Annotated in this window: 10 protein-coding genes; 5 read left to right on the top strand and 5 right to left on the bottom strand. The window is 74.4% G+C overall.

The window, feature by feature from the left end:
* Positions 1-137 precede the first annotated feature (137 nt).
* The 4 genes from ABD823_RS30450 to ABD823_RS30435 form a co-directional block, all read right to left on the bottom strand.
* On the bottom strand, positions 138-806 hold the full coding sequence (locus ABD823_RS30450; RefSeq protein ID WP_344865616.1) for a lytic polysaccharide monooxygenase auxiliary activity family 9 protein: 669 nt from the start codon (positions 804-806) through the stop codon (positions 138-140).
* Positions 807-1,143: 337 nt separating this feature from the next.
* A complete protein-coding gene (locus ABD823_RS30445) occupies positions 1,144-2,406 on the bottom strand; it encodes an MFS transporter (RefSeq protein ID WP_344865614.1) in 1,263 nt (420 codons plus the stop codon).
* Between the two features lie 171 nt (positions 2,407-2,577).
* Complete coding sequence (gene cydB / locus ABD823_RS30440; protein WP_344865612.1) at positions 2,578-3,516, bottom strand: cytochrome d ubiquinol oxidase subunit II; 939 nt, start codon at positions 3,514-3,516, stop codon at positions 2,578-2,580.
* A gap of 10 nt (positions 3,517-3,526) precedes the next feature.
* Entirely contained in the window at positions 3,527-4,990 is a 1,464-nt protein-coding gene (locus ABD823_RS30435) for a cytochrome ubiquinol oxidase subunit I (protein ID WP_344865610.1), read from the bottom strand.
* A gap of 515 nt (positions 4,991-5,505) precedes the next feature.
* On the opposite strand from ABD823_RS30435, the gene ABD823_RS30430 reads away from it, so the two are divergent.
* The 4 genes from ABD823_RS30430 to ABD823_RS30415 all read left to right on the top strand — a co-directional run bounded on the left by ABD823_RS30430 (position 5,506) and on the right by ABD823_RS30415 (position 9,278).
* Positions 5,506-6,000, top strand: coding sequence for a hypothetical protein (locus ABD823_RS30430; RefSeq protein ID WP_344865608.1), 495 nt, complete (start codon positions 5,506-5,508; stop codon positions 5,998-6,000).
* A 203-nt stretch (positions 6,001-6,203) separates the two neighbouring features.
* Entirely contained in the window at positions 6,204-7,205 is a 1,002-nt protein-coding gene (locus ABD823_RS30425) for a hypothetical protein (RefSeq protein ID WP_344865606.1), read from the top strand.
* Positions 7,206-7,406: 201 nt separating this feature from the next.
* Positions 7,407-8,489, top strand: a complete 1,083-nt coding sequence (locus ABD823_RS30420; protein WP_344865604.1) for a fatty acid desaturase family protein — start codon at positions 7,407-7,409, stop codon at positions 8,487-8,489.
* Between the two features lie 72 nt (positions 8,490-8,561).
* Positions 8,562-9,278 (top strand): SRPBCC family protein, encoded by a 717-nt coding sequence (locus tag ABD823_RS30415; RefSeq protein ID WP_344865602.1) that lies wholly within the window; start codon positions 8,562-8,564, stop codon positions 9,276-9,278.
* A 195-nt stretch (positions 9,279-9,473) separates the two neighbouring features.
* Here the strand turns inward: ABD823_RS30415 and ABD823_RS30410 are convergent, their stop codons facing one another.
* Positions 9,474-10,280, bottom strand: coding sequence for a TetR/AcrR family transcriptional regulator (locus ABD823_RS30410; RefSeq protein WP_344865600.1), 807 nt, complete (start codon positions 10,278-10,280; stop codon positions 9,474-9,476).
* An 86-nt stretch (positions 10,281-10,366) separates the two neighbouring features.
* Here ABD823_RS30410 and ABD823_RS30405 point away from each other — a divergent pair.
* A partial coding sequence (locus tag ABD823_RS30405; RefSeq protein WP_344865641.1) for an ATP-binding cassette domain-containing protein occupies positions 10,367-11,343 on the top strand: 977 nt, incomplete at its 3' end.

Genomic DNA, 11,343 nt, shown 5'->3' with positions numbered 1-11,343 from the left:
CCGCCGCGGGGCGGGGCCCGTCCCGGCGGGGCCGGGCGGGCGCCGCGCACGGGGCCTCGCGCGTGGGGCGGGGTGCCGCGCGCGGCGGGGGCTCCGCCGGAGACCGGCGGGCCTGCGGCGGAGCCCTGCGGCGCGTCCTAGCCGAAGTCCACGTCGCTGCACATGTAGTAGGCCTGGTCCATGTGCGAGGCCTGCCAGATCGTGAAGACGACGTGGCGCCCGGTGCGGCCGGGGGCGCTGACGTCGATCGAGATGTTCTGGCTGGGGGCGTAGCGGCCGGTCTGCCGGACCAGCTCCAGGTTGCTCCAGCGCAGCGGCTGGGTGGTGGGGTCGTAGCCCTGGCGGGTGACGTAGACGCGGAAGTAGTCCGCGCCGTGGCTGGCCTGGTCGTAGAGCTTCACCGTGAAGTCGCGCCCGATCCGGGTGGTCTTCCACGGTCCCACGGCGTCCAGCGACCGGTAGCGGCCGCCCTCGGTCAGGCCGCCGCTGCACAGCTGCCCGTCCGGGACCGCCGCCTGGTGGTTGCCGCCGACGCCGTTGCGGTACAGCCCGTTCCAGTTCCACATGGCGTTCGGGTTGTCCCGCCAGGCCTGCCAGCACATCGGGTCCTGCTGCTGCATGCCGGGGTTGAGGTGGTCGCTGCCCCAGCGCTGCCAGCAGCCGTAGTTGCGGGAGGCCGGGTCGACGACCGACCCGTGGGCGGAGGCGCTCTCGGCCCACGGGACCAGGGCGAGCGCGGCGGCGGACAGCAGGGCCAGGCCGCGCAGGGCCCGGCGGGGGGTGCGGGGATGATCTTGATGCTGCATGCGGGTCTCCGTCTTCCGGGTGGGGGGATGTCCGGGTAGTGGGAGCGCTCCCATGACCGCGATGGTACCTGACGAAATGCAGTTGCAACACCTGACAGCTTGAAGTTGAAACTTTCATCGGGCATAGGGGTCCGCACACGGACACGCCTCCCTCACCGGGGAGCGGGTGTCCGGACGGGGCGTGCGACCCCGCTCGGAGGATCCGTTCCGGCCGTGCGCCCCGCCGTCAGGGCCGCGCCGACCGGGTGTCAGAGGCGCGCCGACCGCCGGGTCCGGCGGGGGACCCGGTCCGGCGGGCGGATCCGGTCCGGCGCGGGCCGGGCGGATCCGGCTGCGGCTACGCCGCCGGCTCCTGCGGGGAGGCGGCCTCACTCGCGGCGGGCAGGTCGCGCATCCGGCGCAGCGGGGAGAGCAGCAGCGGCACCGCGGACAGCAGCCCGAGCACCACGCTGATCCAGACGGTGGCCCGGACGCCGAGGAGCTCGCCCAGCACGCCTCCGGCGAGGCCCCCGAGCGGCAGGACGCCCCACACGGTGAACCGGATGGTCGCGTTCATCCTGCCGAGCAGGTGCTCGGGGGTGATGCCCTGGCGGAAGCTGACCTGGGTGACGTTGTAGACCACCACGCCGACCGAGTTCATGAACATGCCCACCGCGAACAGGGCGGTCTTCCAGCCGGGCTCGGTGAGCGGCACCAGCAGCATGAACGGGTAGAACACCAGGGGCGAGAGCCAGACGGCCCGGGCCGAGCCGACCCGGCGGCTCAGCGGTCCCACGACCGCCGCACCGGCCAGGCCTCCGGCCGCCGCCGCCGAGAACAGCAGGCCGACGCTCCCCGGCGAGAGGCCGACCACCCGGACCAGGAAGATCATCTCGACGGCGCCGAAGAGGCCGTGGGTGAAGTTCGCGACGGCGGTGGCCGCGGTGATCATCCGCAGGATCGGGTGGGAGGCCACGTACCGGAGACCCTCGCCGATCTCCTCGGCCAGGCCCCGCCGCCCGGAGCGCTCCGGGACCCGCTCGACGGCGTCGATCCGCCGCAGCAGCAGCGCCGAGACCAGGAAGCTGACCGCGTCGGCCAGCACCGCGACCGGCGCGGTCAACGCCTGGATCAGCCAGCCGCCCGCGCCCGGACCGGCCACGCCCGACGCCGAGCGCACGATCTCCAGCTTGGCGTTGCCGTCCACCAGCCGGTCGCGCTCGATCAGGCTCGGCAGGTAGCTCTGGTAGGCGATGTCGAAGAAGACCGTGGCCAGGCCGGTGCCGAGCGCCACGCCGTACAGCTGGGGCAGGGTCAGCACGCCCAGCCACCAGGCGATCGGGACCGATCCCAGCAGCACGGCCCGCACCACGTCGGCGGCGACCAGGATGCGGCGGCGCGGCATCCGGTCCACCCAGACGCCGGCGGGCAGGCCCACCAGCAGGAACGCCGCCGTCTCCGCCGCCACCAGCAGGCCGGTCTCGAACGCGCTCGCGTCGAGCGCGAGCACCGCGACGAGGGGCAGCGCGAGCATGCTGATCTGGGTGCCGACCTGGCTGATGACGTCGGCGCCGAACAGGAGGGTGAAGTTCCGGTGCCGGAACAGACTGGGGGAGGCCATCCCGGCATCGTGGCCGACTCAGGGGAGGGGGGCAACCGCGTTCCGCGCCCGGCGGCGCGCACCGCGCGTCCTCGCTCCGCGGCCGGTCTCCGGCCGCGTTGGCGGTGAGGCGGGCGTCCGGCCGTCCGCGGCCCGGCGGGGCGGCGTGGGCCGCCCCGCCGGAACGGGTGGTCAGGACGCCGCGGCGGTCAGCCGCCTGCGGAAGACCCAGTAGGTCCAGCCCTGGTAGGCCAGGACGAACGGGAGCACGAGCAGGCCGATCCAGGTGAGAGTCGTCAGCGTGTAGGGCCCCGAGGCGGCCTCGGCGACGGTGAGCCCGGGCAGCGGGGCGGGCCACAGGGCGGTGAACAGGGCGGCGACGGTCAGCGCGATGGCCGAGGCGGTGGCGGTGAAGGCCCACCCGTCCCGGCCCCGCCAGGTCAGCGCCACCCCGGCGGCCAGCGCGGACATCGCGGCCAGCGCGCACGCCCACAGCAGGGGCGCCGCGCCCCCGGCGGCGGCCGCGGCCGCCGCCGGGATGCCGGACAGCGCCACGGCGCCGAGGGGCAGCGCCACCGCGGAGGCGGCCAGCGCCGCGCGGCGGGCGCGGGTGCGGACCGGGCCGGAGGTCTTCAGGGCGAGGAAGACCGCGCCGTGCAGCAGGCACAGCACGAGCGAGAACGCGCCGCCGACCAGCGCGGCGGCCGCGCCGTCATGGAGCAGGGCGGCGAAGACGGCACCCCACAGGAAGGCGGGGAGCGCGCTGCCGGCGGCGATGCCCAGATCGCACCAGGCCCGGTCGGAGGAGTGCCGGACCTTGCCCCGCCACTCCAGCCCGACGCCGCGGATGATCAGCCCGGTCAGGACCAGCACGACCGGCAGGTAGAACTCGCTGAGCAGCCCCGCGTACCAGGCGGGGAAGGCGGCGAACATGGCGCCCACCGCGCTGATCAGCCAGACCTCGTTGCCGTCCCAGACGGGGCCGATGGTGGCGAGGGCCTGCTTGCGCTCCGGCTCGCCGCGGGAGACCAGCGGGGTCAGCATGCCGACGCCGAAGTCGAAGCCCTCCAGGACGAAGAACCCCGTCCAGAGGAAGGCGATGATCGAGAACCAGAGGGTGGTGAGTTCCACGGAGACTCCCTCAGTACATCAGGGTCGGCTGGAGGCGGGCGGCTGTGCCCCCGTCGCCCCCGTCGCGTCGGCCGCCCCGGCCGTCCCGGCCGCCGTCCGCGGCGGGGGCGGCCGGTTCGGGGCCCTCCTTGACGTGGCGCACGAGCAGCACGGCCTCCGCCACCGCGAGCAGGCCGTACAGGAGCGTGAAGACGGCCAGTGACACGGCCACCTCGGCCAGGCTGACGCCGGGGGAGACGCTCGCCGCGGTGAGCAGCTCGCCCTGGACCGTCCAGGGCTGGCGGCCGATCTCGCTCAGCAGCCAGCCGGCGATGACCGCCAGGACCGGCAGCGGCAGCGCCAGCAGGAAGGCGCGGGCGAGCCAGGACGGGAGCTCGCGCTGCGGCCCGCCGGCGCGGCGCCCCCGGCGCCGGCGGGTCAGCCAGAGGGCGAGGACGGACAGCCCGGTGGTGGCCAGCCCGAAGACGATCATCACGCGGAAGGAGAGGTAGACCACGGGCACGTTCGGCCGGTAGTCGCCGGGGCCGAACCGCTCCTCGAAGCGCTTCTGGATGTCCTCGGTGCCCTGCACGACGGCGTCCGGGTCGTTCGTCGCCAGGAGGCTGAGCAGCATCGGGATCTCGACGCCCGGCACGGGGGAGAAGCCGGCCCCGGCGGTGTCGTGCTCCAGCCCCTCGGCGGCGGCCAGCTTCATGGGCTGCTGCTCGTACAGGAGCTTGCCGGACAGGTCTCCGGTGCCCGCGACGACCGCGCCCGCGACCGCCGTCATGACCAGGGCGGCCCGCATCGGCGTGTGCCACATGCTCCCCGCGCCGCGCCGCACCGGAACCGTGCGGTCCGGGTCGCGGCGCCGCTCCTTCAGGATGTGGTGGCCGCAGACGGCCAGCACGAACCCGCCCGCGACCACGAACGACGCGGCCACCACGTGCGGCACCTGGGCGAGCGCGGTGGAGTTGGTGAGCACGGCCCACAGGTCGGTCATCCGGGCCCTGCCGTCCACCACCTCGTAGCCGACCGGGTGCTTCATCCAGGCGTTGGCGGCGAGGATGAAGTAGGCCGACAGGTTGGACCCGATGACCGCGGCCCAGATGGAGGCCAGGTGGACGCGCTTGGGCAGCCGGTCCCAGCCGAAGATCCACAGTCCGAGGAAGGTGGACTCCAGGAAGAAGGCGATCAGGGCCTCCAGGGCCAGTGGAGCGCCGAAGACGTCGCCGACGAAGACGGAGTACTCGCTCCAGTTCATGCCGAACTGGAACTCCTGCACGATGCCGGTGACCACGCCCATCGCGAAGTTGATCAGGAAGAGCTTCCCGAAGAACTTCGTCAGCCGCAGGTACTGCTCCTTGCCGGTGCGGTGCCAGGCGGTCTGCAGTCCGGCCACGAAGACGCCCAGCCCGATGGTGAGCGGTACGAACAGAAAGTGGTACACGGTGGTGATCCCGAACTGCCACCGCGCGAGATCCAGTGCCTCCACGCCTCTCCCCCCGGAACCTTTCGCTCTACAAGTCGTAGTGCTACCTAAAGTAGTACTACGACTTGTAGAGCAATGGGCGGGGTGGGCGCCGCGAGCTCCTGCGATCTTCGTCACACGGTCCGGCCGGGACCGCACTTCCCGGCCGGGCCTGACCGCTCCCTCCGGCTCGCGGCGCCGGCTCCCCCCGATCCCCCTTGTGACGCGCCGGCGGCTCTCTCCTTCCGCCCCGGTGCGGGGGTGCGCGCCCCCGGCACCGGAGAGGGGCCGCGGCTCGGCCGGACCCCTCGGCGCACGGCTCCATCCTGGACCGGCGGATGCGGCCCGGGCGTCCGCCGCCGGGGTGATCGCGGGTACGCCGGGAGGCGGAGGCGGCCGTACCCCCTGCAAGCGCCCGTAAGGCGGGTGTAAGCGGAGTGACGGGGGGCTGCAAGCGCCCGGGCGTACCAATGACCCGACAGAGCCCAGGGGGGATCCGGCAGGGAGCCGGTCCGAGAGGGCCACAGGGAGGGACCACCATGAAGCGAGTGACCACCGGCCTGCTGACCGCCGCCGCCGCCACCGCCGCCTTCGCGTTCGCCGTGCCGACCGCCGCCCAGGCCGCCACGCCCGCGACCGCGTCGGCCGGCTACGACGACTACTGGGGCGCCTACTACTCCGGCAACCACAAGGCCAAGGCATCCGGGCGGATCGACGTCGACTGGAACCGCCGCCAGACCTCCAACGAGGTGTACGTCGGGGGCCGGGTGTACGACCTCGACCACCGCACCTACCGGCAGGGCGGCAAGTGCGCCTACATCCAGGTCCAGGCGCACGGCTTCGGCGACCACCGCGGCCACTGGGCCGAGCGGGAGTCCTACCGGCACTGCGGCGCCGGCGGCAGCAAGCGGTTCCACTTCTCCGCCGAGGACGTCGACGCCGTCCGGGTGAAGGTCTGCCAGATCGGCCTGCGGAGCGCGCACCCGACCCGGTGCGGTGACTGGGAGTACCTGTACGCCGCCGAGAGCGAGTGATCGCGAAATCTCTGGAGAAACGCCCGGATCCCCGGTGGGACCGGGCGTTTCCGCTGTTCACGGGGTTGCGGTGTAAATATCAATACGGATGGCTATAAATGGACACGGAAGGGCCGCAGTTACGTTCCGTTACCAGCGGTCCCCGGCCTCGGGGGAGCCGGCGGGAGCCGGCGCAAGGGGCGGGGGCCGAAGGGGAGATGATGATGAAGCGACTGACCACCGGTCTGCTGACCGTGGCCGCCACCGCCACCGCGTTCGCGCTCGCCGGCCCGGCGCCGGCGCAGGCATCCGCGCCCGCCGCCGCGCCCGCCGCGGAGAAGCCGGCCCGCGCGGAGTCCTGGGGACCCTACTACTCCAGCAACCGCCGGGCGTACGCCAGGGGCACCGTGGACTACCGGAGCGGCGGCAACTACCTGGTGACCTCCGGCGGGATCCGGGTGCGGGGCTGGCTCTACGACCGCGACTACCGCACCTCCGGCGAGGGCGGCATGTGCGCCTACGCGCAGATCCAGGGCTACCGCTCGGGCGGCTACGGCGGCGGCAGCGGCTGGGACCGGGGCCGGACCTACCGGCACTGCGGCACGAACAACTACCGCACGATCGACTACTCCAGCGACTACGCCAGCCAGGCCCGGATCAGGGTCTGCCAGGTCCGCCAGTACGGCGGCTCCCCGGTCTACTGCAGCGGCTGGCGCTACATGCGTGACGACTCCTACGGCGGCTACGGCTACCAGGACCGGCCCGGCTACGAGGAGGACCGGCCGGGTTACGCGCCCAGCCTCTCGAGCTACACGCCGGCCCAGCCGAAGAGCTCCGAGAACATCGACGACCCGAACCTGATCGACGAGGGCGTCGACAGCGCGCAGGGGCAGGACCACGGCCAGCTGCCGAGCGACTCCGACCAGCCGGCCTCCGGCCAGCTGCCGAGCAACTCCGACCAGCCGGCCTCCAGCCAGCTGCCGGGTGACACCGCGAACCTGCCGAGCTCCGGCTACCTGCCGAGCAGCATGCAGAACCAGGGCGGCGCGCAGGACCCGAACCTCGTCGACGACGAGTCCGGCCAGGAGGGTGCCGAGAACGCGCCGACGCAGGAGCACATGCCCGCCCAGATCCCCGCGCAGAGCGGCCAGGCCCCGGCTCAGACGGGCCAGGCTCCCGAGTACGCGCCCGGCGTCAACGCCGGTGAGCGTCCCGCGGGCGACTGACCGCGCACGGTGAGAAGGACGGCCCGTCCCGGCGAGGGGGCGGGCCGTCCCGCGTGCCGGGGAGTCCCGCGCCGCGCCGGACGAGGGGTGGGGCCTGCACCACCGTGGTTCGGGGGGCGGACAGGGGTACATGATCTACGTCGCCGGGAGATCCTGTTCTGGGAGGCCCGCCCGGTGACCCCCGGAGAGCGAAGGAGAGCCATGACCGATGTGACGACCGCCGGCGCGCAGGCGCGGGCCAGGGGGAGCGACTACGCCGTCCTGGCCCGCCGGATCGCCGACGCAGGCCTGCTGGAGCGGCGCCCCGGCTACTACACCGTGCGGATCGGCCTGGTCGGCGCCCTCCTCGTGGCGGGCTGGACCGCGTTCTTCCTGGTCGGGGACTCGTGGTACCAGCTCCTCGTCGCGGTCCTCCTCGCGGTGGCGTTCGCCCAGGCGGCCCTCCTCGCCCACGACGTGGCCCACCGGCAGGTCTTCCGCTCCCGGCGCTCCAGCGAGATCGCCGGCCTGGTGGCGGGCAACCTCGTCATCGGCATGAGCTACGGCTGGTGGATGGACAAGCACACCCGCCACCACGCCAATCCCAACCACGAGGAGCGCGATCCCGACGTCTCCCCGGAGATCCTGATCTGGTCGGAGCGGCAGGCGCGGGCCAGCCGGGGCGTCGCCCGGTTCATCGGCCGCTGGGAGGCGTTCCTGTTCTTCCCGCTGCTGACCCTGGAGGGGCTGAACCTGCACGTGGCGAGCGTGCGGGCGCTGCGCCGCCCGTCGCTGCGGAACCGCCGGACCGAGGGGCTGCTCCTGGCCGTGCACGCCGCCGCCTACCTCGGCGCGGTGTTCGCGGTGCTGCCGGCGGGCAAGGCCCTGGCCTTCCTGGCCCTGCACCAGGCGGTCTTCGGCGTCTACCTGGGGTGCACGTTCGCGCCCAACCACAAGGGCATGCCCACGCTGACCGGCGAGCAGGAACTGGACTTCCTCCGCCGCCAGGTCCTGACCTCGCGGAACGTGCGCGGCGGCCTGCTGCTCGACGCCGTCCTGGGCGGGCTCAACCACCAGATCGAACACCACCTGTTCCCCAGCATGCCGACCCCCAACCTGCGCCGGGCCCGGCCGATCGTCCGGGCGTACTGCGCCGAGCTGGGCGTCCCCTACCTGGAGTCCGGGCTGCTGAGCTCGTACGGCCAGGCGCTGCGGCACATGCACGCGGTGGGCGCGCCGCTGCGCGCGCGGCGCCGCGCCGCCGGGCCGGACGCCCCGGCCCCCTCCGGCGCCTCGGCGGACTGACAACCCCCGGCCGCGGCGGCGGGCAGAAGTTGCTGTTACCCCGCGCGGCCGGGAGTCCCTAGGGTGCTGAGCGTGAAGGTCGCAGGCAGCGCCGTGCTCGGCGCCGACAGAGATCTCGTGTGGTCCGCGCTCCAGGACCCGGCCGTGCTCGTGCGCACGATCCCGGGCTGCGAGCGGCTGGAGGAGACGGGACCGGACACCTACCGGATGACGGTCGCGGCCGGGGTGGCCTCGATCAAGGGCGTGTACAGGGGAGAGGTCGCCCTGTGCGAGCCCGACGCGCCCCGGCGCTTCGTGCTGCGGGCCCGGGGCCAGGGCGCGCCCGGCACGGTGGAGGCCACCGTGGAGGTACGGCTCAGCGAGGCCGACGGCGGCACCCGGATCGACTACGACGCCGAGGCCGTGGTCGGCGGCATGATCGGCGGCGTCGGCCAGCGCATGCTCGGCACCGTGGCGCGCAGGACCGCGGGCGAGTTCTTCTCCGCCGTCGAGCGCCACCTGCTCTCCGGCGTCTCCGCCCCCGGCGGGGCCCCCGCCGGGGTCGCGGCGGCGCAGGCGGCACCCGCCGGAGAGACCGCGGAGGAGGGCGCGGGGGAGGCCGCCCCGGCGCCCGCGGAGACGACGCCGGCCGCGGGGCGGTCCGCCCAGGTCTTCGAGCGGCCCCCGGCGCCGGCGGCCCAGGGCGTGCCGCCGTGGACGGTCGTCACCGCGTTCGGCATGGGCGCCGGCGTCGCGCTCGGCAGCGCCGTGATCGGCTGGCTGCTCGGCCGCGCCGGCCGCCGGCGGTGAACCGCCGCAGGCGGCCCTCCCGCGGGTGGCCCTCCGGCGGAGGCGGCGCTTGACCCTCCCCCGGGTGGCCCTCCGGCGGAGGCGGCGCCTGCCCCTCCCCCGGGTGATCCTCCGGCGGAGGCGGCCCTCCCGGAGGCGGCCCGGGGCGGGGGACGGGCCGCGGCGGGGGCGCCCCCGTCCGGCGGCCCGCGGCCGTCACCTGCCCGCGATCAGGCCGGCCACCCCGTCGAGGATGCGTGCCAGGCCGAAGGCGAGGGCGTGCGCGGGGTCGACCGCCCCCTGATGGGCCTGTCCCGCCGCCTCGCCCACCCGGGAGGCCACGGGAAACCTGGAGGCGTCCATGACCTTGTCGAGGACGGGCGCGCTCGCCAGCCACCACTCGGTCTCGCTCATGCCGGTGGCCTGCTGGACCTGGTCCAGGGACGCCCGGACCCGGGCGGTGCCCTCGACGTGGGTCAGGACCAGGGTGAGGACGGAGTCCATCTCCACGTCGGACAGGCCGATGCCGTCCAGGGGGCGCAGCTCGGCCTCGTACTTCAGCGAGGCGTTGGGGCCCAGCACCGGGCGGGCGCCGACGAGCTGCAGCATCCAGGGGTGCCGCCGGTAGAGGTCCCAGTTGCGGGCGGCGACGAACTCCAGCGCGCCCCGCCAGCCGCCCGGCCGCGAGGACGGCTCGTCCACGTCCGCGTAGAGCTCCCCGTAGGCGGTGTCCACCATCAGGTCGGTCAGCTCGGTCTTGCCCGGCACGTGCGTGTAGAGCGACATGGTGCCCACCCCCAGCCGCTCGGCGACGTGGCGCATGGACAGGGCGTCGAGCCCTTCGGCGTCGGCGATGCCGATGGCGGCGTCGACGATCGCGCGCACCGTCAGGCCGGACCGTCCCGGCTTGGTGTGCGAGCCCCACAGCAGCGCCAGGCTGCGCGCCGGATCCGCTTCGGACCCCTTTTTCCCACTCACCGGAACGAACTCCCCACCTTCGTCGTCGGCCTCCATCGTAGCCATCTCGTATCGTGTACGGTACAACGTACGGTAGAGTCTGCGGCCGCGGGCGTCCGGCAGGGCCGGACCGCCGGGACGGGAGGGTGACAGTGACGGAGAAGGGCGCCGCCATCACGGCGCAGGGTGTGCGCAAGAACTACGGGGACCCGGGCGGCGCGGGTCTGAACGGTTTCGACCTGCACGTGGCCGAGGGCACCGTCTGCGGGCTGCTGGGCCCCAACGGGGCGGGGAAGACGACGGCCGTGCGGATCCTGGCCACCCTGCTGGAGATGGACGCGGGGCGGGCGAGCGTGGCCGGGTTCGACGTCCGCACGCAGGGGCGCCGGGTCCGCGAGCGCATCGGGCTGGTGGGGCAGTACGCCGCGGTCGACGAGGTCCTCACCGGCCGGCAGAACCTGGTGATGTTCGGCCGGCTGAACCGGCTGCCTGCCGCGGCGGCCCGGCGGCGGGCGGACGAGCTCCTGGAGCGGTTCTCGCTCACCGGGGCCGCGGGCCGGCCGGTGGGCGGCTACTCCGGCGGCATGCGCCGCAGGCTCGACCTCGCCGCGAGCCTGGTCGTCTCGCCGCCGGTGCTGTTCGTGGACGAGCCGACGACGGGGCTCGACCCGGCGGCCCGGCAGGAGGTGTGGGACGCCGTGCGCGAGCTGGTGGACGCCGGCACCACCGTGCTGCTGACCACGCAGTACCTGGAGGAGGCGGACCGGCTGGCGGACCGCGTCTGCATGCTCGCGCAGGGCCGGGTCGTCGCGGAGGGCACCCCCGACGAGCTCAAGTCCGGCCTCGGCGGCGACCGCATCGACCTCGTGCTCTCCGGCCCGGCGGACACCGCGGCGGCCCTGCCGGTGGCCGCCCGGATCGCCTCCGGGGAACCGCACGTCGACGCCGCCGCCCACCGGATCGGCATCCCCGTCGCCGAGCGCGTCAGGGCGCTGGTCCGGCTCGCGGCCGCGCTGGACGAGGCGGGCATCGAGCCGGAGGACATCACCCTGCGCCGGCCGACCCTCGACGAGGTCTTCCTCCACCTGCCGGCCTCCGCCGCGCGGGCCGGGGCACCGCCGGGCGGGGC

Origin of the sequence: Planomonospora alba (assembly GCF_039534085.1) — a bacterium.
Lineage (GTDB): Bacteria > Actinomycetota > Actinomycetes > Streptosporangiales > Streptosporangiaceae > Planomonospora_B > Planomonospora_B alba.
This window is presented reverse-complemented; position numbering and strand designations above follow the sequence as displayed.